The sequence below is a fragment of the Actinotalea sp. JY-7876 genome, from assembly GCF_014042015.1.
Lineage (GTDB): Bacteria > Actinomycetota > Actinomycetes > Actinomycetales > Cellulomonadaceae > Actinotalea.
In genome coordinates this window covers 1087176-1111915 of the sequence record NZ_CP059493.1, presented here as the reverse complement: position 1 = coordinate 1111915, position 24740 = coordinate 1087176, and the positions used below count along the sequence as shown (strand labels likewise).

19 protein-coding genes and 1 other RNA gene are annotated in these 24740 nt (G+C 72.1%); 12 read left to right on the top strand and 8 right to left on the bottom strand.

What is annotated here, in order from left to right:
* The first annotated feature begins 10 nt into the window (after positions 1-10).
* Positions 11-1123 (top strand): peptide chain release factor 2, encoded by a 1113-nt coding sequence (gene prfB / locus H2O74_RS05235; RefSeq protein ID WP_182113442.1) that lies wholly within the window; start codon positions 11-13, stop codon positions 1121-1123.
* A gap of 64 nt (positions 1124-1187) precedes the next feature.
* On the opposite strand, the gene H2O74_RS05230 is transcribed toward prfB, so the two are convergent.
* From H2O74_RS05230 to H2O74_RS05205, 6 genes are all read right to left on the bottom strand, one after another.
* On the bottom strand, positions 1188-2147 hold the full coding sequence (locus tag H2O74_RS05230; RefSeq protein ID WP_182113441.1) for a hypothetical protein: 960 nt from the start codon (positions 2145-2147) through the stop codon (positions 1188-1190).
* 86 nt (positions 2148-2233) lie between these two features.
* Positions 2234-3709, bottom strand: a complete 1476-nt coding sequence (locus H2O74_RS05225; RefSeq protein ID WP_182113440.1) for a UDP-glucose/GDP-mannose dehydrogenase family protein — start codon at positions 3707-3709, stop codon at positions 2234-2236.
* Between the two features lie 177 nt (positions 3710-3886).
* On the bottom strand, positions 3887-5089 hold the full coding sequence (locus H2O74_RS05220; protein ID WP_255491796.1) for a nitrous oxide reductase family maturation protein NosD: 1203 nt from the start codon (positions 5087-5089) through the stop codon (positions 3887-3889).
* The gene (locus H2O74_RS05215; RefSeq protein WP_182113439.1) at positions 5086-7227 is read right to left on the bottom strand and encodes a right-handed parallel beta-helix repeat-containing protein; all 2142 of its coding nucleotides are present in this window, start codon (positions 7225-7227) and stop codon (positions 5086-5088) included. The genes H2O74_RS05220 and H2O74_RS05215 overlap by 4 nt, the downstream gene beginning before the upstream one ends.
* On the bottom strand, positions 7224-8534 hold the full coding sequence (locus tag H2O74_RS05210; RefSeq protein ID WP_182113438.1) for a glycosyltransferase: 1311 nt from the start codon (positions 8532-8534) through the stop codon (positions 7224-7226). The genes H2O74_RS05215 and H2O74_RS05210 overlap by 4 nt, the downstream gene beginning before the upstream one ends.
* Before the next feature lie 209 nt (positions 8535-8743).
* On the bottom strand, positions 8744-11326 hold the full coding sequence (locus H2O74_RS05205) for a helix-turn-helix transcriptional regulator (RefSeq protein ID WP_182113437.1): 2583 nt from the start codon (positions 11324-11326) through the stop codon (positions 8744-8746).
* Between the two features lie 304 nt (positions 11327-11630).
* Between H2O74_RS05205 and ftsE the strand changes: the two genes are divergently transcribed.
* The 6 genes from ftsE (at position 11631) to H2O74_RS05175 (ending at position 18048) form a co-directional block, all read left to right on the top strand.
* Positions 11631-12320 (top strand): cell division ATP-binding protein FtsE, encoded by a 690-nt coding sequence (ftsE, locus tag H2O74_RS05200; protein ID WP_182113436.1) that lies wholly within the window; start codon positions 11631-11633, stop codon positions 12318-12320.
* Between the two features lie 7 nt (positions 12321-12327).
* Positions 12328-13242: a permease-like cell division protein FtsX gene (ftsX, locus tag H2O74_RS05195; protein ID WP_182113435.1), complete on the top strand. Its 915-nt coding sequence runs from the start codon at positions 12328-12330 to the stop codon at positions 13240-13242.
* 5 nt (positions 13243-13247) lie between these two features.
* Positions 13248-14609: a M23 family metallopeptidase gene (locus H2O74_RS05190; RefSeq protein ID WP_182113434.1), complete on the top strand. Its 1362-nt coding sequence runs from the start codon at positions 13248-13250 to the stop codon at positions 14607-14609.
* 46 nt (positions 14610-14655) lie between these two features.
* Positions 14656-15126 (top strand): SsrA-binding protein SmpB, encoded by a 471-nt coding sequence (gene smpB, locus H2O74_RS05185; RefSeq protein ID WP_182113433.1) that lies wholly within the window; start codon positions 14656-14658, stop codon positions 15124-15126.
* Complete coding sequence (locus H2O74_RS05180; RefSeq protein WP_182113432.1) at positions 15126-17015, top strand: DUF2207 domain-containing protein; 1890 nt, start codon at positions 15126-15128, stop codon at positions 17013-17015. Before smpB ends, H2O74_RS05180 begins: the two co-directional genes overlap by 1 nt.
* A gap of 124 nt (positions 17016-17139) precedes the next feature.
* Complete coding sequence (locus H2O74_RS05175) at positions 17140-18048, top strand: diguanylate cyclase (protein ID WP_182113431.1); 909 nt, start codon at positions 17140-17142, stop codon at positions 18046-18048.
* Between the two features lie 22 nt (positions 18049-18070).
* Here the strand turns inward: H2O74_RS05175 and H2O74_RS05170 are convergent, their stop codons facing one another.
* Positions 18071-18784: a transcriptional regulator gene (locus H2O74_RS05170; protein ID WP_182113430.1), complete on the bottom strand. Its 714-nt coding sequence runs from the start codon at positions 18782-18784 to the stop codon at positions 18071-18073.
* A gap of 182 nt (positions 18785-18966) precedes the next feature.
* Between H2O74_RS05170 and H2O74_RS05165 the strand changes: the two genes are divergently transcribed.
* The 5 genes from H2O74_RS05165 (at position 18967) to H2O74_RS05145 (ending at position 24062) form a co-directional block, all read left to right on the top strand.
* Positions 18967-20343, top strand: a complete 1377-nt coding sequence (locus tag H2O74_RS05165; RefSeq protein ID WP_182113429.1) for a tryptophanase — start codon at positions 18967-18969, stop codon at positions 20341-20343.
* 113 nt (positions 20344-20456) lie between these two features.
* Positions 20457-21908: an amino acid permease gene (locus H2O74_RS05160; protein ID WP_182113428.1), complete on the top strand. Its 1452-nt coding sequence runs from the start codon at positions 20457-20459 to the stop codon at positions 21906-21908.
* Positions 21909-22007: 99 nt separating this feature from the next.
* On the top strand, positions 22008-22523 hold the full coding sequence (locus H2O74_RS05155; protein WP_182113427.1) for a RidA family protein: 516 nt from the start codon (positions 22008-22010) through the stop codon (positions 22521-22523).
* A 143-nt stretch (positions 22524-22666) separates the two neighbouring features.
* Positions 22667-23034: a transfer-messenger RNA gene (gene ssrA, locus H2O74_RS05150) on the top strand.
* Positions 23035-23591: 557 nt separating this feature from the next.
* Positions 23592-24062, top strand: coding sequence for a hypothetical protein (locus H2O74_RS05145; protein WP_182113426.1), 471 nt, complete (start codon positions 23592-23594; stop codon positions 24060-24062).
* 194 nt (positions 24063-24256) lie between these two features.
* Here H2O74_RS05145 and H2O74_RS05140 read toward each other — a convergent pair whose 3' ends face one another.
* Positions 24257-24646 (bottom strand): VOC family protein, encoded by a 390-nt coding sequence (locus H2O74_RS05140; protein ID WP_182113425.1) that lies wholly within the window; start codon positions 24644-24646, stop codon positions 24257-24259.
* Positions 24647-24740: the final 94 nt, after the last annotated feature.

Below are 24740 nucleotides of genomic sequence, written 5' to 3'. Positions count from 1 at the left end.
CTGGACGGTCGTGGCAGCCACCGACTTCACCTCCGAGATCGCCGCCCTGCGCTCGACGCTCGGCACCATCCGCGCCGTGACCGACCCCGAGCGCCTGCGCGCCCGCATCGCCGACCTGTCGGAGAAGGCGTCCGCGCCGGACCTGTGGGACGACGCCGACGCCGCCCAGAAGGTCACGTCCGCCCTCTCGCACGCGCAGTCGGAGCTCGACCGCATCGCGGAGCTCGAGCAGCGCCTCGAGGACCTCGAGACGCTCGTGGAGATGGCGCAGGAGGAGGACGACGCCGACACGCTCGCCGACGCCGAGTCCGAGCTGGCCGGCCTGCGCCGGGACCTCGGTGCGCTCGAGGTGCGCACCCTCCTCAACGGCGAGTACGACTCGCGCGAGGCCGTCGTGACCATCCGCGCGGGAGCCGGCGGCGTCGACGCCGCCGACTTCGCCGAGATGCTGCTGCGCATGTACCTGCGCTGGGCCGAGCGCCACGGGTACCCGACCGCTGTGCTCGACACGTCCTACGCCGAGGAGGCCGGCCTGAAGTCCGCGACCTTCGAGGTCAAGGTGCCCTACGCGTTCGGCAACCTGTCGGTCGAGGCCGGGACGCACCGCCTCGTGCGCATCTCCCCGTTCGACAACCAGGGGCGCCGCCAGACGTCGTTCGCCGCGGTCGAGGTGGTCCCGCTCATCGAGCAGACCGACCACATCGACATCCCCGAGAACGAGCTCAAGGTCGACGTGTTCCGCTCGTCCGGGCCGGGTGGGCAGTCGGTCAACACGACGGACTCCGCCGTGCGCCTGACCCACCTGCCCACCGGCACCGTGGTGTCGATGCAGAACGAGAAGAGCCAGATCCAGAACCGGGCCGCCGCGCTGCGCGTGCTCCAGTCGCGCCTGCTCCTCCTGCGCCAGGCGCAGGAGAAGGCCACCCAGAAGGAGCTCGCGGGCGACATCAAGGCGAGCTGGGGCGACCAGATGCGCTCCTACGTCCTGCAGCCGTACCAGATGGTCAAGGACCTGCGGACCGAGCACGAGGTCGGCAACCCCTCCGCGGTGTTCGACGGCGACATCGACGACTTCATCGAGGCCGGCATCCGGTGGCGGCGCAGCGGCGGTGCCGACGCCTGACGCGGGGTTCGCGCCGCGCGCGAGGATCGGACAGCGCCTGTCGGCACCCCCGCGGGCCACGGGCTCACCCGCGCGCCTCCAGCTCGACCCGCGTGGTGCCGTCGCTCTCGGTGCTGGCCGAGAGCATGCCGCTCGTCGCCGCCCCGGGGTACTCGAAGTCGGAGGTCATCCGGTACTGGTTCACCTGGACGGGTTCGAACGTCAGGTGGCCGAACGTCGCCTGCGCGGCCGTGACGGCCCGGGGCACGTCCTGTCCCGGCGCCGACCACGCGACCATGACCATCGGCGGCTGGTCACGGACGAGCGTGAGCCGCGCGAACCTGAGCTGCCAGTCCTGCGGGCGAGCGCCCTCGGTCAGGCGCGAGACGAGGGCGCGGACCCGCTCCTCGGACAGGTCAGGGCGTGCGGCGTCACGGCGGGGTAGGTCCTGGACGTGGAGCATGCTGCCGTCGGCTTCGGCGACGACGTCGACGGAGGCCGCCGAGCTGCCCGCCGCCCCCAGGACGAGCGTGACCGTCCGGCGGCCGTCGTCCTCATCGGTGCCCTCGATCACGTCGAGCACGGTCGAGCCGCGCGGCGGGCTCGCCACCTGCTGGGCGACGAGGGCGTCCACCGCCTCCGGCGTCGCCACCTTCAGGTCCGTCTCGATGCGGTCGAGCCGCTCGCTGCCGTCCGCCGCGAAGAACAGGCCGACGGTCAGCGAGCGCCATGTCCCTGCGGCCGGCAGCGTGACACCCTCCAGCTGGCCCGCCCAGGCGATCAGCTCGGCCGCCGACCACGCCGCGACCTCGTCCCCCGTGGGCAGGAGGGCGTCGAGCTGGGACGACGGGGCCCCGGAGGGTCCGTGCGCCGACGCCTCCGGTGGCGGGTCGGCGAAGACCGGCGCGCCAGGGATGTCGACAGGATCGACGCCGGTGGGGGTCGAACCGCGCCCGGCGACCAACGCGGGCGGCCGGTCGGACGCCGTCGGGACGGGCTCGGCGGGTCGGCCGCAGGCGGCGAGGAGGATCAGGACGAGCGCCACGGCGGTGGTGGCACCGGCCTGCGTGCCACCACCGCCTCGGACGCCGCGCGTGCGGCGCCCCGGCCCGGACCCGGGCCCCTGGTCGCTCAACGGAGGGCGTCGACCGCAGGTCGCCGCAGCAGCTGCGCAGCGAGGTCCATCCGGCTCGACAGGTCGAGGCTGTCGGCCGCCGCCGTCGCCAGCTCCACGGTGGCCGGTGTGGCCGGCCGGCCGAGCGCCCGGTACTCCCATCCGGCGGCGCGGTAGGCATCGGCGTCGAGCGCGTGACGCCCGTCGACGACCCGCCGCTGCGCGACGAGCCAGCCCATCATCTCCGGGTCGGCGTGGCGGAACTGCTCCCACTCGGTGAGGAGCACCACCACGTCGGCGCCCTGCACGGCCGCCGGCAGCGAGTCCGCGTAGCTGAGATCCGGATAGGCACGGCGGGCGTTGGCCATCGCCTGCGGGTCGTACACCCGGACCGCGGCACCCTCCTGGTGCAGCATTCGCGCGACGTCCAGGGCCGGGGCGTCACGGATGTCGTCGGAGTTGGGCTTGAAGGCCGCCCCGAGCGCGGCGACCTTCACCCCGGTGAGGCTTCCGCCGGAGATCTCGCGGACCAGGTCGACCGTGCGCCGACGTCGACGGACGTTGATGGCGTCGACCTCGTGCAGGAAGGACACCGCCTGACCGACCCCGAGCTCCGCGGCCCGGGCGGCGAAGGCACGGATGTCCTTGGGCAGGCAGCCGCCACCGAAGCCCAGCCCGGGCTTGAGGAAGCGGCCGCCGATGCGCTCGTCGTAGGACAGCGCCCGGGCCAGGAGGTTGACGTCGGCCCCGGTGACCTCGCAGACCTCCGCCATGGCGTTGATGTAGGAGATCTTCGTGGCGAGGAACGAGTTCGCCGCGACCTTGACGAGCTCCGCCGTGGCGAGATCGCACTGCACGACGGGCGTGCCCCGGTCGACCACGGGCGCGAAGGCCGCGGCGAGCTGGGCCGCGGCCCACGGGGACTCCACGCCGAAGACCATGCGGTCCGGCTGCAGGGTGTCCGCGACGGCGTACCCCTCGCGCAGGAACTCCGGGTTCCACGCCAGCTCGACGGCGGTGCCGGCGGGGGCGACGGCATGGATGCGGTCGCGCAGCTGGGCGGCGGTGCCGATCGGCACCGTCGACTTGCCGACGACGAGCGCCCGGCGGCGCAGGTTCACCGCGAGGGACTCGACGGCGGCGTGGACGTAGGACAGGTCCGCGGCCGGTGAGCCCTTCGCCTGCGGGGTGCCGACGCAGATGAAGTGGACGTCACCGAACTCGGCGGCCTCGGCGAAGTCCTGCGTGAAGCGCAGGCGGCCGCTGGCGAGCGCGTCCTTCAGCAGCTCCGGCAGCCCGGGCTCGAAGAAGGGGACCTCACCGTTGTTGAGCGCCTCGATCTTGCGGGGGTCGACGTCGACGCCCAGGACGTCGTACCCGACGGCCGCCATGCAGACGGCATGGGTCGCGCCCAGGTAGCCGGTGCCGATGACGGTGAGGCGGGGATGCAGGACGACGGCCGGCTGCCCGGCAGGGGTGGCGATCGTGCTCATGGATCCTCCTGAGGGTGTGGCGGACCCGCCGTGCGGCGTCGCCGACGGTTGCTGGTGGTGTGTGGGGTCCGGTGGTGTGTGGGGTCCGGTGGTGTGTGGGTCCGGTGGCGTGGTGCTGGTCGTGGGTGGAGCAGCGGTTGTCGGTAGGGCCCGACGGCGCTCAGCAGGCGTGGGGCGTCATACGCATCGCTCGTTCGAGAGCTCTCCGATGTCGCCGAGCAACCGGTTGGAGCAGCGGGCGACGTTGTCGTTCGCCGGGCGCATCGCGACCAGGAAGCCCTCCGGGTCGTCCAGGGAGCCCTCGTTGTCGAGGAACTCGTTCTGCTCGCCCCAACCCTCGTAGACGTCGTGCGTCTGGAAGCCGTCCATCGGGGTCCCGTGACCCACGTTGTCCCGGATCGTCCAGTCGTTGCCCTTGACGTCGACCCACGAGTCCGCGCCGGTGATGGTCGAGCCGTCGAACTGGTTGCCCTCGACGAGCCCGTCGCTCGTGCCCTCCTTGATGTCGACGCTCTCGCTCGTGCCGGCGTAGACCGCGTTGCCGATGACCTGGTTGCGGTCGCTCAGGTCCGGGTCGCAGTCGGTGATCCGGCACCAGTTGCTGTTCGCGGTGCCCACGTAGACGCCTTCGCCGAACTTCTCCCGGCGCCGACCGGTGTCGCTGATCGTGTTGTGCGCGACCAGGTTGTCCGTGCTGTGGGCCCGCAGGTGGATCCCCTCGTCACCGATGCCGTAGACGGTGAGCCCACTGATGGTGGTCCCGGTCGTGCCGTCCGCCATCACGCCCTTCTGGCCGTTGCGCACGGTGAAACCGCTGAGCACCCAGTGCTGCGCACCGTCCAGGTGAAGGACGTACCCGCCGCGCTGGTTGTCGCCGTCGAGGACGGCGTCCGCCTCCCCGCACAGACGCGCCGGCGCGTCGGCGGTGCCGGACGCCGTCGTGACGAACTTGCCGATGTAGACGCCGGGCGCCAGACCGATGACGGTGCCGGGGCCCGCGTCGTCCAGAGCGTCCTGCAGCTCGTCCGCGTCCGAGACCCGGACCGTCGGCGTCGGGCACAGCCCGTCGTCGGGGCTCGGCCTCGTCATCCACTCCGGGAACGGGGAGGGCTCGGAGAGCAGCTCGGGGCCGCGGCGGCGACCCCGGTCGCCGTCCTCGTCATCCTCGTCGTCGCTGGGCTCGGGCGACGGCGAGACCGGCTCGCCCTCCTCGCCCAGCACCGGCGCACCGCCGGGGCTCTCCTCCGGCTCGATCGGCGCCGACGTCGCCTCCGGACGTGCGTCGTCCGACGGCGGCGGCTCGGGTGCCGGGGAGGTGCAGCCCGCTGCCAGGACCACGAGCGACCCCGCGAGCAGCCGCAGCGCGCGGCCCCGGGTCACTGTCCGCCCCGCTCGGCATCGACGAGCTCGCGCCCGCCGCGCGCGTGCTTCCCGCCGTCGCCCGGCGGGTCCTCGGCCCTGCCGAGGTCCACGGGTGCCTCGACGAGGTCGGCCATCTTGGCCTGCTCCTGGTAGGGGTGGCGCCGTTCGCGCCGTTGGCGAGCCCCCTTGACCGCGGTGCTGATGACGATGAGCCCCAGCGCGAGCCACATGAGGGTCAGCGGCTGCAGCGTGTTGCGCACGGCGGTCCAGAAGGGCTTCGTGCTCTCCCAGTCGGACAGGTCGTTCTCGCCCACGGTCGCACCCTCGGCGCGCTTGACGTCCACCGCGCTGGGGCCACGCCCCGAGACGGTGTTCGCCTCGACGAGCGTCCCCGGTGTGAGGCCGATGGCGGTCACGGCGTGGTTCGTCAGACCGTCCAAGGTGTTCCGCACGACGGTGGCGGAGGAGTCCCGGACGTACACCCCGGTCGGGCTGTCCGAGATGATGTTGCCGGTAATCTCGACGTCCGTGGCAGCGTCACGCAGGGCCACGGCGTGCCGGACGTTGTCCTCGAAGTGGTTGCCGACGAGCGTGATGTCGGAGGCGCCCTCGCGGACGACGATCCCCATGTCGTTCGCCGTCACGTCGTTGGAGTTCAGGCTGATGTTCCGGCCGCCGATGATCTCGATCCCGTACCGGGCGTTCTCGTCGGCGCTGCTGTTGCTCACGGAGTTGTTGCCGTAGTCGCCCACCGGCATCCCGGTCGCGCTCGGCCCGTTCGCCAGGGCGCTGCCGCGGATGACGATCCCACTGCCGCTGTTGCGGCGCGCGGAGACCTCGCTCAGCACGATGCCGGTGGTCGCGCGGGCGAGCACGAACCCGTGGCCGGCGTTGTCCTCCGAGACCGTGTCGGTGACGGCCGCGTTGACCACGTACCGGTGCATCGTCAGGCCGTCCACGAGGCTCCCGGTGATGGTCGAGCCGGAGATGTCGACGCCGTTGGCGCTCGAGATGAAGAGGCCGAAGGCGTTCCCGTCGAAGGTCACGTCCTCCACCTTCGCGGAGACGTAGCTGTACTCCGGGTCCTCGTCGTCCGTGTACGGCACCGGCAAGGTGCCCGCGGGCAGCAGGCCCTCGACCGGGGACCCGGCGGTGGCGTCCTGGAGCACCTCGCCGCGCGGCACGGCCGGGTCCACCACGGTCGGGTCCACCACGGCCGGGTCCACCACGGTCGGGTCCACCACCGTCGGGTTGGCGTCCGGCACCGTCCCGAAGGGGACGTCGAGGCCGCTGGCGGCGTTGTTGGAGGCGACCGCGTCACCGAGGTCACGTCCGTACTCCTCCAGCGCGCCCTCGCTGGGACGGTCGACGCCCGTCAGGGCGACCCCGCCCGTGCGACCGCTCCAGAACCCGAGGTGGCTGAAGGTGGTGCCCTCGAGGGTCACCTTGCCGCCGACGGAGCGCACGTACGCGCGGCCGTCCTGCGTGGTCTCGTCCTCGGTCCCGGAGTCGCGGTTCCAGCTCGTCAGCGTGACGGGGGACGCGGCCGTGCCGACGATCTCGAGCTCGCCGCCCATGTTCACGATCGAGACGAAGCGGTCCGTGTCGCTCGCCATCCGGATGGTCAGCGGCCCCGTGTTGCTCATCACGAGCCGGGCTCCGGGCTGCACGACGATGTTCTCCGAGAGCAGGTAGGCGCCGTCCGGTTCACGGACGAACGTCTGGGGTGCGAGCTCCAGGAGGTCGGACAGCGTGTACGGCTCGCTGCGCCGGGTGAGCACGAGCGTGTAGGCCGAGCCGGTGCTGAGGCGGTACGCGCCGAACACCGGGAGCTTGCCCCACTGGATCATCCGGCCGACCGTCTGGACGTCCGCCAACCGGTCCTCCTCGTCAGCGACCAGCGAAGGCTCCGTCACCGGGTTGCCGGGGTAGGCAGAGCCGAGGACCGTCGCGGCGTCGTCGTCCGCCGCGGCGCGGTCGGTCGCGGCCTCGCGGGCGGACTCCTCGGCCGCCGGCGACCCGCCGCCCCCCGGGTCCGCGCTCTCGCTCGCGGAGGCCGGCGCGGCGGTGCAGGCGAGCGCGACGGCGAGCGCGACGACGGTCGCGGCGCGACAGGCGGGTCGTGACGAGGGCCGGGGCACGCGGCGGCGGCTCATGCGGGGACCTTCTCCGCCTCGCGAGCCGTCACGGGAACGGCGGGGGCCTGCAGGACGGACGCCTCGCGGCGCATCGTGCTCGCCGTCTGGCCGTCGCCGCCCATCTGGTCGGCGTGCCGGGTCAGCCAGCCCTGCTTGTTCATGGTGACGAAGGCGTAGAGCTTGATCGGCAACGCCACCATGATCACGATCAGCGCGAGGAGCGGCAGCAGGAGGATCTCCCCGGGGTGCTTCCTCAGGTGCGACCAGCCGCGGATACCGCGGCCGAGCAGCACCCAGCCCACGGCGAGAGCGATGCTCACGGGCGTCGCCTCGAGGCGGGCGAAGACCAGGTAGCCGAGCGTCAGGCCCATCGTGACCGGGGTGAGGAGGATCTGCAGCACGGTGATCTTCGTGACGAACGGCACCTGCCACAACCACCCCTTGTAGATCGCCGTCAGGTAGCAGCGGTAGGAGTTCCGGCTCCACCGGACGCGCTGCTTGACGAAGGCCCGGAACGACGCGGGGAACATGGACAGCGCCCGTGCTGTCGACTGGTGCACCGTCGTGTACCCGGACGCCAGGACGAGCCACGTCAGGCGCCCGTCGTCACCGGCGATGCACCGTCGGCCGAGGAAGAACTCGTCCTCGAGGTTCGCGATCACGGGCTCGACGGCCGCGCGGCGGTAGGCCGCCGTGCGCCCGGACAGGCAGGCGACGGCGCCGGCGGCGCCCATCGCCGGGACGTAGTCGTAGTAGCGCAGGTCGACCAGCCAGTCGGCGATGCGGCGCCACACGCTCGAGCCGCGCTCGTAGACGTTCTGCTGGGTGCTGACCCCGCCCACGCCGGGGTCCACGAACGGCATCTGGACGGCCTCGAGCAGGCCGGGGCGCCATGAGGTGTCCGAGTCCACGAGGACGAGCAGCTCGCTGGTGGCCAGACGCATCCCGACGCCGAGGGCCGACCGCTTGCCTGCGTGCCGGAACATCACGGCGCGGACCCGGGGGTCCCCGAGCGCCACGATCCGCTGCTGCGCCTCGGTGTCGGCGAGGTCGAGCACGATGATGACCTCGGTGGGCTCCTGCGACAGCCAGCTGTGCAAGCAGCGCATGAGGATGTCCGGGTCCTCGTGGAAGGACGGGACGACGACCGAGGTCGTGGTGCGGAAGTCGTTGACGACCGGGCTGGCACGGCGCGACAGGATCACGCGGTAGAGCCACAGGCTCCACACGACGATGCCGGCAGCGGCGAGCGGGAACGCAGCCCAGAGCTGTTCGGCGGAGATCTCACCGATCCTCAGATCGGTGAAGAAGGAGTCGAGCGGCATGGGGTCTGTCCTCCCGTCGGGGGCGGTACGTCGGTCCGCGTCGACCTGCATGACGTCGTGCTCCGACGTTAGGGGGCGTGGCGTTCTGTCCGATATGGGGCACTACACCTGTTTCATCGCCGTCACACCTGTGTTCCCACCGCGTCGAGCCGGGATCGCACGCACCCGTTAGCCCGAACGGGTGAGGTGGGCCGGGCGCGGCCTGCGTGTCAGCCGAGGAGGGCGGCGAGCTCGGACCGGCTCGCGACGCCGAGCTTGGCGTAGATGCGCGAGACGTGGCCCTCGACCGTGCGAACCGAGAGGTGCAGCGCCCTCGCCACCTCGTGGTTGTCGAGCCCCTGGGTGACCAGGGCGGCGATCTGCGACTCCCTGACCGTCAGGTGGTGAGCTCCGGAGAGGCCGGCGCGCCGGCTGCGCGCCCCGATGCGCGCCTGCACCGCGCGGGCTTCCCGCGCCAGCTCCGTGTCGTCACGGCGCACGGCGGCCGCGAGGGCCAGGGCCGCGACGCTCCGCGCGACACCCCGCCGTCCGCACTCCTCGGCGTCCGCCGCGGCCGCGAGCAGCGGGGCGGCGTCGTCGCCGGCCAGGCCGACCGCGAGGGCCCAGCCCCACCGCGCGAGCGGGCCGTCGATGTGCCCCGCCGTCATGCCGAGGAGGTCGGCCGCCTCGCGGTCGCCGGCCAGCGCCGGCACGAGGAAGAAGCGAGCCGCCATCAGCGGACGGCCCGCGGCGGCGTCGTGCCGCCCCTCGTCCACCAGCCGGGTCGCGGCACCCGGCTCCCCGAGCGCCAGCTCGGCGGAGGTGGCGAGCAGCGTGGCGACGCGCGCGGGCAGCCAGCGCCCGGAGCCCGTCACCCGGGCGAGGTGCTCCCGGGCGGCGGACCGGTCGCCGTCCTCGGCGGCCGCGAGGGCCGCGGCAGCGTGCGCGACGGTGCGCGCGCCGGCGGCATCCAGCGCCACAGGCACGGTGAGCACGGCCTCCAGGGCGGCGCGCGCCTCGCCGAGGGCCCCCGCCCGCAGGGCGTGGAGGCCGGCGCACAGGTCGTCCAGCGCCGTCACGCCCGGCTCGCCGTCCGCCGCACCCGGGGGCACGACGACGAGGTCCCGTCCCGTGAGGTAGTCGACGAGCACCGCGGACAGGCGCCCGTGGGTGCGCGCGTCGAGCCCGTCGCCCCCGCCGCCGGGTGGGGCGCCCTCCACGACCGTCCCGCTCCCCGGCCCCGCCGGGGGTCGCCCCTCCGTGAGGGCGATCGCCTCGGCGAGCCGCCAGCGGACCGCGGCGTGCCAGGCCGCGCGGTCGACGTCGTCGGCGCCGGCCAGGTCGGCGAGGCGTACCGCCTCCGCGCGCAACGGCTCCAGCGCGGGCAGGGCTCCCCCGGCGGCCAGGTCGGCCACGGCGGCGACGGCGGCCCGGCTCGCGGGCAGCCACGACCGCCACGCCGTCGGCGCGAGGTCGAGCAGCAGCCGCCCCGCGGTGCCCCAGCGCCCGGCATCGTGCGGCAGCGTCAGGTCGGGGCACGCGCCCAGGCCCCAGGCGACCTGCGCGGCCGCCTCGTCGTCGTCGGGCAGCAGCCGGGGCAGCGACAGGAGCGCGTCCAGCCCGCCCCGTCCTTCTCCCGCGAGCAGCAGCGCCAGGCCGGTGAGGACGCCGTGCGCCGGCGACCGGTCGGCCTGCGGGACGGCGTCGAGCACGAGCAGCGCCGTCGGGGCGTCACCGGCCTCGAGGGCGAGCCGGGCGGCCCGCGAGGCCGTGCCGGGCGACACACCGACGCCGCCGTCGGCGGCCCACCGGGCGTACCGCAGCACGAGGTCCTCGTCCTCCGGCTCGCCGTTCGGGAACGTCGCGTGCAGGAGCTGCACCCGCCTCCCCGCGCCCACCTGGTGCCGCACCGCTGCCGCGACGACGTCGGTGCAGACCCGCACCGTCGGCCGCGGCGGCGCAGTGACGCCTGCCAGGCCGCCGCTGAGGAGCGCGTCCACGGAGTCGGGGCCCCCCACCCGCGCCGCGTGGGGCAGCGAGAGCCCTCCGGCGAGGGCGAGGACCTCGAGCAGCCGGCGGTCGGAGGGCGTGAGCGCGGCGTACGCGGTCGGCAACGCCGTGTCGAGGCCGGCGCGCCCGGGCCAGCGGTCGACGTCGAGCAGCGCCCCCGGGCCGACGTCGTCGACGTGCTCGACCAGGGCGACGAGCGAGCGCACGTTCCCCCGGCTGGCTCGCCACAGGCGCTCGACCAGACGCGTCGGCGCGTGGCCCCAGCGCCCGGCCAGGAGCTGAGCCGTCTCCTCCAGCGTGAGCGGCGGGATGTCGAGGGCGGTCATGGCGCCCTCGCGCACGAGGACCGCGATGTCACGCGGAAGCGTGCGGAGCGAGTCCGCGACGAGCACGAGGGAGCAGTCCGGCACCGAGGCGAGGGTGGACAGCACGAGGGCGCTCCATGCGTCCACGTGCCGGGCGCCGTGGACCACCAGGACCACCGAGTGGGCGCCCTGGGCGACGAGGTGGTCGACCGCGGAGCGCAGGGCACGCAGGGGGTGCTCGACCGCATCGATGGCACCGTCGCGCAGCAGGGGCATCACCGCGCCGTACGGCACGCCTCCTGAGCCGACCGAGCTGTGGGTGTGCCGCACCGCGACGCGGGGGTCCAGACCCGCCTCGAGCTGGTGGACGAATGCCGTGGTCCCGACGCCGGGCGCACCGTGGATCACGATCCCGTGCGAGTGCGGGTCGGACAGGGCCAGCCGGGCGCGGTCGAGGAGGTCGACACGCCCGACGAACGCGGGCAGGGGTTCGGCCATGGGGGACCCTCCCGGCGACGCAGGTCTGTGCGACCGGGCGAGGGCCCGGTCGACCGCAACCACAGTGTGCACTCGACTCAGACCCGGCGGAACCGCACAAGACCCCATAGACCGGGCGAATTCTCGCAGCACGGGCACGATGCCCCGGCACGGGCTCGGTCCTCCCCCGTCGGGCGGCGTGTCCCGGCCGGACGCGCGGACACCGCTGCTTAGTGTGGTCGCGCACCGCTGGTGCCCGCGGGGCAGCGTGACCCCGGCTCCCCGGGCGGCGGCGACGACCTGAACCCGAGCACCCGAGGACCGCGTGATCCGCTTCGAGAACGTCACCAAGGTCTACGCGCGCGGCGCCCGCCCCGCGCTGGACGACGTCGACCTCGAGGTCGAACGCGGCGAGTTCGTCTTCCTCGTCGGCGCGTCCGGCTCGGGCAAGTCGACGTTCCTGCGCCTCGTGCTGCGCGAGGAGCGGCCGACCGCGGGCAAGGTCTTCGTCGCGGGCCGCGACCTGTCGACCCTCTCGACGTGGAAGGTCCCGCACCTGCGCCGCCAGATCGGCGCGGTGTTCCAGGACTTCCGGCTGCTGCCGAACAAGACGGTCTTCGAGAACGTCGCCTTCGCGCTGCAGGTCATCGGCAAGCCGCGCCACCACATCATGACCACCGTGCCGGACACGCTCGAGCTGGTCGGGCTCGGCGGCAAGGAGAAGCGGCGCCCGCACGAGCTCTCGGGCGGCGAGCAGCAACGCGTCGCCATCGCGCGGGCCTTCGTCAACCGTCCGTCGATCCTGCTGTGCGACGAGCCCACGGGAAACCTCGACCCGACGACGTCGGTCGGCATCATGCGCCTGCTCGACCGGATCAACCGGACCGGGACCACCGTGGTCATGGCCACGCACGACGACGAGATCGTGGACCAGATGCGCAAGCGCGTGATCGAGCTGGACAACGGGCAGCTCGTCCGCGACCAGTCGCGCGGCGTCTACGGATCCACCCGCTGAGGACATCATGAGACTCCAGTTCATCCTCTCGGAGATCGGTCTCGGCCTGCGCCGGAACCTCTCCATGACGATCTCCGTCGTCCTCGTGACGTTCGTGTCGCTGACCTTCGTCGGCGCGGCCGGCCTCCTCCAGCTCCAGATCAACGAGATGAAGGACGACTGGTACGACAAGGTCGAGGTCTCGATCTTCCTGTGCCCCAGCGACTCCGACGCCCCGACCTGCGCGGGCGGCGAGGTGACCGCGGAGCAGACGCAGGCCCTGCGCGACCAGCTCGAGGCCGAGGCGCTCGAGCCGTACGTCGAGGCGGTCTACTACGAGTCGAAGGAGGACGCGTACGAGGCCTTCCAGGAGCGGTTCGCCGACGAGTGGTGGGCCCAGGGCGTGACGGCCGACCAGCTCCAGGGGTCGTTCCGCGTGGCGCTGGTCGACCCGGAGCAGTACCAGGTCGTCTCCGACGCGTTCACGGGCGTGGCCGGCGTCGAGGAGGTCCGCGACCAGCGGCAGGTCATCGAGCCGCTGATCCTCGTCCTCAACCGCTCCAGCCTCGTCGCGGCGGGCCTCGCGGCCGTCATGCTCCTGGCCGCCGTCCTGCTCATCACGACGACGATTCGGCTCTCGGCCATGAGCCGGCGTCGGGAGACCGGGATCATGCGGCTCGTCGGCGCCTCGAACCTGTTCATCCAGCTGCCGTTCATGCTCGAGGGCGCCATCGCCGCGACGATCGGCGCGGCGCTGTCCGTGGCAGGGCTCTGGTTCGGGGTCCGCTACCTCATCGAGGACTGGCTCGCGACGCAGGTCCAGTTCGTGCAGTACATCGGCACCGACGCCGTCTGGACGATCGCCCCGCTGCTGCTCGTCGTCGCGATCGGGCTCGCCGCGGTGTCAAGCGTCGTCACTCTGAGCCGATACACGAAGGTGTGACGCCGATGCCCCCCGCCACCCTCGCCCCCGCGCGCCGCCGCACGCGCCGCGCCTTCGGCGCGCTCCTGGTCGCCGTGCTGGCCTCCGGTGCCGTGCTGCCCGCCGCCGCGGACGAGTACGACGACCGGCGCGCGCAGACGCAGGCGCGCCAGGCCGCGACCGACGCTGCGATGGAGGCGCTGCAGGCCGAGCTCGAGCACACCGACGCCGCCCTCGTGCAGGCCTACGCCGAGCTCCAGGGCATCGAGGCGCAGATCCCCGTGGCGCAGGAGCAGCTGGCCCTCGCGGAGGAGACGCTCGCGCGGCTGCAGCGCGAGGCGCAGATCATTGCGGAGCGCCTGGTGGTCGCCGAGCAGGAGGAGTCCTCGATCACCGCGCAGATCGACACGGACACGGCCCGCGCCGACGACACGCGCGTGGCCATCGGCCAGATGGCGCGCGACGCGTACAAGGGCAACATGGCCCAGTCGTCGTTGTCGGCCGTGCTGGACGCGACGAGCACCGAGGAGTTCGTCGAGCAGTCCGCGCTCGCCTCGACGGCGCTGCGGACCCAGACCCAGGCGCTGCGCGAGCTCGAGCAGATCAACGGGGTCAACCGGAACCGCCAGGTGCGCCTCACGGCGGTCCGCGAGGAGATCACCGGCCTCAAGGCCGAGGCGGACGCCAAGGTCGTCGAGGCCGAGGCCGCGCGCGCGGCCGCCGAGGCGCGCAAGCTCGAGCTCGAGGACCTCCAGGCGGAGGCGGCGGCCAAGACCGCGCAGATCGAGTCCGCCAAGGCGACCATGGAGGCGCAGGAGCGCGAGCTCGCCAACCAGCAGGCCGCGCTGGCCGCGGAGCTGCAGGCCATCGTCGCGGCGCAGGAGGAGCGGCGGCGCGCCGACGCCGCCGCGGCAGCGGCAGCGGCGGCCGCAGCGGGCAAGCCCGCACCACCGCCGCCCTCGGGCGGCTCGAGCGCGAGCCGGCCGTTCATCAACCCGAGCTCGGTCAACCCGATGTACGTGACGTCCGACTACGGGATGCGCCTGCACCCGCTCCTCGGCTACTACCGCCTGCACGCCGGGACCGATCTGCGCACGTGGTGCGGCACCCCGCTCTACGCGGGCGCGAGCGGCACGGTCGAGTGGGCGCGGGCACGCAGCGGCTTCGGCAACCAGGTGATGATCAATCACGGCTACTGGCAGGGTCAGTCGCTCATGTCGAGCTACAACCACATGACGAGCTTCGCCGTCTCGGGGGGCCAGCAGGTCTCCCAGGGCCAGCTCATCGGCTACGCAGGGAACACGGGCACCTCGGGCGGCTGCCACCTGCACTTCGAGGTCTACGTCAACGGCAACACGCGTGACCCGCGCCCGCTGATCAACGGCTGAGGGTTTTCCGGCGGCCCGTGTCGGGCCCATCCCCTAGCCTGTGACCATGGCCAAGGAGACGGGACGCAAGCTCGTCGCGTCGAACAAGAAGGCGCGGCACGACTACCACATCGACGACACCTTCGAGGCCGGCCTCGTGCTGACCGGGACCGAGGTCAAGGCGCTGCGCGCCGGCCGGGCGTCGCTGGTGGACGGGTTCGCGAGCGTCGAGCGTGGCGAGGCGTGGCTCGAGGGCGTCCACATCCCCGAGTACACGGAGGGGACGTGGACCAACCACGCGCCTCGCCGCAAGCGCAAGCTCCTCCTGCACCGGCGCGAGATCGAGGAGCTCGAGCGCGAGAGCCAGGGCAAGGGGCACACGATCGTCCCCCTCGCCCTGTACTTCGTCGACGGGCGAGCCAAGGTCGAGATCGCGCTCGCGCGCGGCAAGAAGGAGTACGACAAGCGCCACGCGCTGCGTGAGCGCCAGGAGAACCGTGAGGCCTTGGCGGCGATGAGCCTGCGCAAGCACGGCTGATGGCACGAGCGCGCGGCGCCGCCCGCTGGCGGACACGTTCCTCGGCCCTCGTGGGCGTCGCGGTGCTCGCGGCGGTCGGCGTGCAGCTCGGCGCCGCGGCACCGGCAGTCGCCGACGACGAGTCCGGCAACGACCCCGAGGACGTCGTCACGCGCTACGCCATGGACGTCACGCTCGACCGGGACGGCTCGGCCGATGTCGTGCTCGACCTCGAGGTCGACTTCGGCACGACGGCCAACCACGGCCCGTACCTCACATGGCTCGTCAAGCAGCGGTGGGACGACGAGCAGGATCGCGTCTACCGGATCACCGGCATCGAGGCGGAGTCTCCCTCGGGTGCGCCCGACGACGTCGACGTCGAGGAGGACGGCCCGCTCCTCGTCGTCCGGGTCGGCGACGAGGACGAGGAGATCACGGGGCTGCACCGCTACCGCCTGACGTACGAGGTCGAGGGCTGGATCAACTCCGCCGACCTCACGGGTGGCGACGACGAGTTGCACCTCAACGTCTTCGGCGGCTGGGAGATCCCGGTCGAGGACGTCACGGTCGCGGTCACGGGTCCGAGCGACGTCGTCACCGCGGACTGCGCCACCGGGCCCAGCCGCTCCACGGAGCCGTGCACGCGGGCCGACGCGGACGGCACGACGGCGGTGTTCGGCCAGGACCTGGTCGAGCCGGGCGACGGCCTCACGGTGGTCGCCACCTTCCCCGCCGGCACCTTCGGCGGGGTGGCACCGATCCTGCAGGACCGCTGGTCCTTCGGCCGCGCGTTCGCGCTCGACGCCGGTACGGGCGTCGCGACGCTCCTGGTCCTGGTCGGTGGGACGGCGCTCGTCGCCGGCCGGGCGACCACGCGCGGACGCGACGAGCAGTACGTGGGGCTCACTCCCGGCCTGCAGCCCGCTCCCGGGCAGGAGGCCACGACCGGCGCACGCCGGCGCACGCCGGTCACCGTCCGCTTCACCCCGCCGGAGGGCTTCCGGCCCGGCCAGCTCGGCACGCTCGTGGACGAGCATGCGGATCCCCACGACGTCACGGCCACGGTCATCGACCTGGCCGTGCGCGGCTACCTACGGATCGAGGAGGCGTCGGGCCCCGACGCCACCGCGAAGGACCGCGACTGGCGCCTGGTGCGTGAGAAGGCGGACCCCGGGCCCGAGCTGCTGCCGTTCGAGCGGACCGTCCTCGACGAGCTCTTCGACGACCGCGTGGCGGTCCTCCTCTCCGAGCTGCGCACCACGTTCTCGAGCTCGATGACGAAGATCCAGGGCGAGCTGTACGACGACGTCACGGAGCGCGGCTGGTTCCGCGGCAACCCACGCACCGTGCGGACCCGGTGGGCGCTGACCGGCGTGGGCCTCATCCTGCTCGGCGTGCTGCTCACGGCGGCGCTGGCGATCTGGACCTCGTGGGCGCTCGTGGGCGTCGCGGTGCTGGTGGTCGGGGTCGTGATGACGGCCCTGACCCGCGCGGCTCCCGCCCGCACGGCCGACGGCTCCGCGGTGCTGGCGCAGGCGGAGGGCTTCCGCCGCTACCTCGCGACCGCCGAGGCCGACCAGCTCCGGTTCGAGGAGGGCGAGGACCTGTTCAGCAGGTACCTGCCCTACGCGGTCGCCTTCGGCCTCACCGAGCGCTGGGCCCGCGTGTTCGCAGACCTCGCCGCCCGGGGTCACGCCGTGCCCGAGCCGGGCTGGTACGTCGGCCTGTCCCCGCACGCGGCGTTCTGGAGCTCCGACGACGGGTTCGCCCTGAACCTCGCCTCGTTCACCGCGGTCGCCGGCAGCGCGCTGAGCGCGCCCACACCCGGCTCGTCGGGCTCGTCGGGCTCGTCGGGAGGCGGCGGGTATTCCGGCGCCGGCGTGAGCGGCGGAGGCGGCGGCACCTGGTGATCACCGATCGGTCCACGTCGGCGCTCACCTGCACCCGTACGGGTGCCGATCCTCTCACCGGGTAGAGGTTCTGCGGACGGTGCGGGGAGACGACGTGCTTCGGGGTCGGGTACGAGGGTTGGGCGTGCTCACCCGTCGCGACGAGGGTCGCGTGCTCGCCCTGGCCTGCCTGTGGGTCGGCGCCGTCACGGCCGTGACGGTCGTGGTCCCGTTCAGCCCGACGGCGCCACGTGAGCTGGGCGCGGCGCTCGCGACCCTCGCCCTCGTCCTGAGTGCGGTCCTGCACCTCACCGCCGACCGCGTCCGCCGGGTCCACCTGCATGCCGTCACCGCGCTCGCCACGGGGCTCATCGCCCTGTGCGTGGCACAGGCGACGACGCCGCACGGCATCGTGACCACGAGCGTCGCGCTCCTGTGGCCAGCCACCTACAGCGCGGTGTTCCACCGCCGGCGGGTGCTGCTCCGACACCTGGCCTGGATGGCCGTCGCCCTCGCCGGCGGGCTCGTCGCCGCCGGGGCGGGGTCGGCGTCGCAGACCTGGTTCTTCCTCGTCGTGACGTTCGCGTGCGTCGCGCTCGTGCTCAACAGCCGGATCGTCGACCTCCGGCTCGAGGCCACCACCGACGAGCTCACGGGCGTCCTGTCGCGCCGGGCGTTCCGGGTCGCGGCGGAGCTCGAGATGGCGCGCGCCCGGCGCACCGGCCAACCCCTGAGCCTGGCGATCGTCGACCTGGACGACTTCAAGGCCATCAATGACGAGCGGGGCCACACCGCCGGCGACGCCGTCCTGTCCGGCCTCGCCCGGAGCTGGCAGGAGACCTTGCGACCGGAGGACGTCGTCGGGCGCTTCGGTGGTGACGAGTTCGTCGTCCTCATGCCACGGACCGACGCCGACGGGGCGCAGCCGGTGCTGTCCCGGATGCGGAGTGACCTGTGCGACTGGTCCGCAGGCGTCGCCACCTGGTCCGGCGAGAGCTTCGAGGACTGGTTCGCCGTGGCGGACGACCGCCTGTACACGGCCAAGCCCGACTGACCGGACGGCGCGCGGACCCCGGTCACGACCTCCCGCGGGCCGGTGACTCACCGTCGGCGTCGTCGGAGCCGAGCTCGTTGAGGTAGTTGTAGATGGTGAACCGGGTCACCTGAAGCGCCTGGGCGGCGATCTCGACGCTCTCCTTGAGCAGGAAGAAGCCCCGGCTCTTGAGGTCGCCGACGACGGCGAGCTTGTGCTTCTTCTGCATCAGCTCGACCGGGACGCCGCACGCGTCGATGGTCTCGGTGAGCAGGTGCTGCGCGAGCTCGTCGATGTCGTGGACGAACTTCTCGGCCGGCTCGGCGGTGCCTGCGCTCGCCGTGGTGCCGGGGAGCATCGCCTCGGCGATGGCCTTGACCGCCTGCCAGATCATCACGTCGCTGTTGATGCAGAGCGCGGCGACGGGTGTGCCGGCGCTGTCGCGGACCACGATGGTGGTCGAGAGCAGCACCCGGCCGTCGGGCAGGCGCGTCTCGTAGCCGACGTTCGTCGCGAGCGTCCCGTCGGCAGCCCGGCGCAGCAGCAGGTCGGTGGCAGGGCTCCCCACGCCGCGCCCGGTGACGTCACCGGCGATGGCGATGATCGAGTTGGGCAGCCGGCGCAGGTCGTGCAGAACGACCTCGGCGTCGCCCGGCAGCGCGGCGGCAAGGGGCTCGACCAACGCGCCCAGCACCGCGAGCGCCTGGTCGGCCTCGAGTGCCGAAGGTCCTGCTGCGGGCTGCTCGCGACTTGTCATCCTCGTGACCTCTCCACTGTGGAGCAATCAGCATGACACAGAGTTGAAGCCCTCACACCTTGTTGAATACTTCAACGTAAGTGGCTACTGTCGCACCAGCAGTTGATGGATTCAACGCGGGGTGTATGCCCTGCGGCCGGACGTCGGAGCCCTGCGCCGGCGGCGACACGAGGAGACGGACCATGCGGTACCTGCCCGAGCCCTTCAAGATCAAGATGGTCGAGCCGATCAAGATGACCACCCGCGAGGAGCGGGCCGCGTTCATCCGGGACGCCCACTACAACGCCTTCTCGCTGTCCGCCGAGGACGTCTACATCGACCTGCAGACGGACTCCGGCACGGGCGCGATGAGCGACGCCCAGTGGGGCGCGATGATGCGCGGCGACGAGTCGTACTCGGGCGGCCGCAGCTACTTCCGCCTCCTGGAGGCCGGCAAGGAGATCTTCGGCTACGAGTACATCCAGCCGGTGCACCAGGGCCGTGCCGCCGAGAAGGTCCTCTTCCCGCTGATCGTCACCCCGGGCCAGTACGTCATCTCCAACATGTTCTTCGACACCACCCGGGCGCACGTGGGCCTCGCGGGTGGCCGGGCGATCGACTGCGTCTGCCCGGAAGGGCTCGACTCGGGCGCCTACTTCGACTTCAAGGGCAACATGGACGTGCCCCGGCTCCGCTCGCTCATCGCCGAGCACGGCGCCGAGAACATCGCCGCGATCGTCATGACGATCACGAACAACAGCGTCGGTGGCCAGCCCGTCTCGATGGCGAACATGCGCGAGACGGCGGCGCTCGCCCGCGAGCACGGCATCCTCGTCGTCATCGACGCAGCCCGCTACGCCGAGAACGCGTACTTCATCAAGGAGCGCGAGGCCGAGTTCGCCGACGCCACGCCCCTCGAGATCACGCGCGAGATGTTCAGCTACGGCGACGCGTTCACCATGAGCGCCAAGAAGGACGCGCTGGTGAACATGGGCGGCCTGCTCGCGGTGCGCGAGGACGGACCGCTCGTCGAGGCCATCAAGACGCGGGTCATCTCCTTCGAGGGCTACCTGACGTACGGCGGCCTGGCCGGCCGCGACCTGGAGGCCCTGACCACCGGCCTGTACGAGGGTCTCGACCACGACTACCTGCGCTACCGCGTCGGGCAGATGCAGTACCTCGGCGCCCGGCTCACCGAGTACGGGATCCCGTTCCAGAACCCCGTCGGCGGCCACGCCGTGTTCGTCGACGCCGGCAAGCTCCTCCCCCACATCCCGTACGACCAGTTCCCGGGCCAGGCGCTCGCCATCGAGCTGTACATCGAGGCCGGCATCCGCACGTGCGACATCGGCTCGTTCCTCATGGACCGCGACCCCGAGACCGGCGAGCAGCAGCGGGCGCCGTTCGAGTTCACGCGCCTGGCGATCCCGCGCCGGGTCTACACCCAGGCCCACCTGGACGTCGTCGCCGACGCCCTCAAGGCCGTCAAGGACCGCGCCTCGGAGGTCCGCGGCTACCAGATCACGTGGGAGCCCAAGGTCCTGCGCCACTTCACCTCGCACCTCAAGCCGGTCGACTGACTCGCCCGGACCTCCCCACCGGCACCGGTGAGGGACGGGGGCCGTCGTCCGAACGACGTCGGCCCTCGTCCCGGCCTCGGCCGCCTTTCAACGACGAAGGGACTTGAACGACCATGACCACACAGGCACGCGAGGGGACGGCGGCGTCCGTCGAGCCGCCCCCGGCTCCGGCAGGGGGCGACGACGCCCCCACCGAGAACGGCGGCCTTCGGCGAGGGCTGAAGAACCGACACATCCAGATGATCGCGCTCGGCGGGGCGATCGGGACCGGCTTGTTCTACGGCTCGTCGGCGAGCATCGGGATGGCCGGCCCGTCGATCACGCTGGCGTACCTGATCGGTGGCGCCATGATCTTCCTGATCATGCGTGCCCTCGGCGAGATGTCGTGGCACACCCCCGTGTCCGGCGCGTTCAGCCACTACGCGTTCACCAACTGGGGCCGGTTCGCAGGCTTCTTCTCCGGCTGGAACTACTGGTTCAACTACATCGCCGTGAGCATGGCCGAGCTGGCCGTCGTCGGCATCTACGTCAACTTCTGGCTCCCTGACGTGCCGACGTGGGTCTCCGCGGCGCTGTTCCTCATCCTGGTGACGGTGGTCAACCTCACCAGCGTCAAGGCCTACGGCGAGTTCGAGTTCTGGTTCGCGATCGTCAAGGTCGTCGCGATCATCGCCATGATCGCCCTCGGTGCCGTGATCGTGATGTTCGGCGTCGACGGGTCGGAGGCGACCGGCGTCTCCAACCTCTGGGAGCACGGCGGCTTCTTCCCCAACGGGGTCTGGGGCACGGTGACCGCGCTCGCGGTGGTGATGTTCTCCTTCGGCGGCGTCGAGCTCATCGGCATCACCGCCGGCGAGGCCGAGAACCCCCGGCGCACCATCCCCAAGGCCATCAACCAGGTCGTCTACCGGATCCTGATCTTCTACGTCGGCGCGATCCTGGTCATGCTCTGCATCTTCCCGTGGAACCAGATCGGCGAGGGTGGCAGCCCGTTCGTCCTCATCTTCGACAACATCGGCATCAGCGGTGCGGCGGTCCTGCTCAACGTCGTCGTCCTGACGGCGGCGGTCTCGGCCTACAACAGCGGCCTCTACAGCAACGGGCGGATGCTCTACAGCCTCGCGCAGCAGGGCAACGCGCCCAAGTACCTGGGCAAGCTGAACCGCAACGGCTCACCCATGGCGGGCGTGCTCACCTCGTCGGCCGTCACCGCCTTCGCCGTGCTCCTCAACTTCCTGGTCCCCGGCAAGGTGTTCGTCTACCTCATGGCCGTGGCCCTGATCGCGGGCATCTTCAACTGGACGATGGTCGTCATCACGCAGATGAAGTTCCGCAAGCGAATCGGGGCGACCGAGGTCGAGAAGCTCGGCTTCAAGATGCCGTTCTACCCCGTGTCCAACTACATCGTGCTGGCGTTCCTCGCCGGCGTCGTCGTCCTCATGGGCGTCCTGCCCGACTTCCGGTACGCGCTGTACGTCGGCCCGATCTGGATCGGTGTCCTGTACGTGGCGTTCCGGTTCAAGACGCGGGCCGAGCAGCGCACGGCCGCGACGGTCGAGAGCTGACCACCGGGGCGGCCTCGTCGGCGACGACGGCGGCGAGGCCGCCCCACCCCCTCACCCCCACCGGCGGGCACCGCCCGCCGACCACCTGGAGAGCACACCATGACCACCACCGACCTCCCGGCCACCCCCACCACGCACTCCGACCGGCTCGCCGGGCTCGGGCTCGAGCTGCCGGCCGTGGCCACGCCCGTCGCGGCGTACGAACCCGCCGTGCGCTCCGGCTCCTGGGTGTGGACCTCGGGCCAGCTGCCGCTGGTCGACGGCGCCCTGACCGCCCGCGGCAAGGTCGGTCACGGACCCGGCTGCGTGGCCCCCGAGGCGGCCACCCTGCTCGCCCGCGAGGCGGCCCTCAACGCGATCGCCGCCGCCGCCGCGCAGGCCGGGGGCATCGACCGGATCCGCCGGGTGGTCAAGCTCGTCGGGTTCGTGGCGAGCGACCCGTCCTTCACCGGCCAGCCCGTCGTGGTCAACGGTGCCAGCGAGGTGCTGCAGGCCGTCTTCGGCGCCGCCGGGGCCCATGCCCGCAGCGCCGTCGGCGTCGCCGTCCTGCCGCTCGACGCACCCGTCGAGATCGAGCTGGTCGTCGAGCTCGAGCCCGACGCGACGGCCGGCTGACCGCCCCCCGGCCCGCCATCACGCTCGCGAGCAGCGCGCCCCGCCGGCCGGGAATCCCGGCGCCAGCGGGCGCGTTGTGGCGTACGATCGACATGCTCGCTGCGCGGACCCCGGTCCGGACGCGAGTGCTTGACAACTGCACAGGGGGTGATCGGTTTCGACGATGGTCGTCGTTCCAGGAGAAGCGGGCCGAGGATGCAGGGTTATCTCGTTAACGCTCCTTGCAAACCAATAGGTGCCGATTCCAAGCGCACCGACTTCGCACTCGCCGCCTGAGCGAGTCCTGAAGTCCGTCAGCCTGAGGTAGCTTCCGACTCAGAGTCTGGCGTCATCTAGGAAGCCACTGCTCGCAGCGTTCGCCGTCGGCGCTGCGGGGACTTTCAGACGGCTGAGCCCGTCAGCGACTCGTCTGCGTGATCGCTGGGGCTGAGAAAATCTTCAGCAGACTGCGCCCGGAGAAGACCTGTTTCACTGCCATCGGACGCGGGTTCGATTCCCGCCACCTCCACGCTGTGACCGCCCACGGGTGGTCACGACCTTGAAGGCCGTCATCCCTCTCGCCAGGGGTGGCGGCCCTTCTTGTGCCCTGACGCCCCCCACGCCCACCGAGGTCGTCGACGTCGCACATCTGCACCGACGACGGTCCTGCGCATGTGCGGCCTCGCTGCAGCCGTGCGACCTCGCCCGACGTCCGGGGCGGGGCGCCAGGCGGGACGATGAGCGCGGGACTCGTCGGCCGACATGGCCGACCGCCGAGGCGGTGCGTCGACCCGGCCCCACGGTGCTCGAGCCAATCACTGAGCACATCGACCTGCTCACCGGCGCAGGCTCGGACACTCTTTCGCACTACCGCGGCCGGCCGCGAACCACATTGCCCCCGCGCTTCGCCCTACCCGGTGGCCGCCATGAGAGACCGGCACGTCGCCGGGTCGGTGCGGGCGATGGCTGAGAAGGGGCTGTCCCCCGAGACGATGACGAATGTGCACGGCCTGCTGTCCGCGGTGACGACGACGGCCGCGCGACTGGGCTACCCCGCGGCACGTCGCCTGCGACGACTAGCCTCGTCACGTGAGACATCCGGGTTTGGGGCAAGCCGCCGTGCTCTCCGCCGGAACGGTCCTCGCGCTGCTGCTGTCAGCGTGCTCGACGCCGGCGGGCGGAACGGGCACCGCCGAGGGCGGACCGGTTGCCTACGTCACCCCCAGCAGCGACGGTGGCGACAGCGCCCTCCTCGAGGGCACCGTGCAGGTGTCCGACTCCTGTGTCGTGATCGCGGACGAGTTCGGCCAGACGTGGCTGCCGATCTTCCAGAGACCACGGACAACGTGGGACGGCACGACCCTGACCTACAACCGCAGGCCCTACACGGACGGCAGCAGCATCAGCCTCGGCGGCGGCTTCAACGAGGAGCCGCTGGATGCCGACTACGCGCCCAATGGTGCGACGTCGACGGCGTCTTCTACGTCGCGCCCTGACGCGCAACGGAGACACCGCGCATCACTTCCACGGGGCGCAGTCGAGCCCACCTGGACATGTTGACGCCGTCAACGAACGCGGTCGATCCGAGCCGCCGGGACCACAACCGTTCGCAGCGTTCCCCCAGGTCAGCGCCTCGAACCACCACGTCCCAACAGCTCCCGACGGGTTCGATTCCCGCCACCTCCACCAGACAGCCGGAAGGCCGTCGCCCCTCGTGGGCGACGGCCTTCTGGCGTGCAGCCCGCGTCGCGCCCTCAGAGGTGAAGCGCGATCGGGTGCCTCGGTTCGTACACGAGGATGCGGCCCGCGCCCGGGACGAGCATGTCGACCCCCGTCCCGAAGCCCATGTCGCGGGGCTCGCCGTCGAACCGTGCCCCTCGGCCGCCCAGCTCCTCCATCGTGGCCTCGAGGTCGTCGCACATGAGGGCGACCCGGTGCTGCCCCTCGGGTCCCCAGGTCTCACCGGTCGGCCCACCCGTGGGGTGGACGCCCAGCTCGCTGGGACCGGTCCGGAAGATCAGCCACTCCTCGGGCTCGTCGGTCTCACCCTCGCTGACACAGGGCCACCGCAGCACCTCCTGGAAGAACCTCCGCGTCATCGCGGGGTCGCTCGAGTAGAGGAGGGTGTGCGCACCGGTGAGCATGACCCAATGTACGACCGCCCGCCCAAAGGTCGACGTCGCACATCCGCACCGACGACGGTCATGCGCACGTGCGTCCTCGCTGCAGACGTGCGAC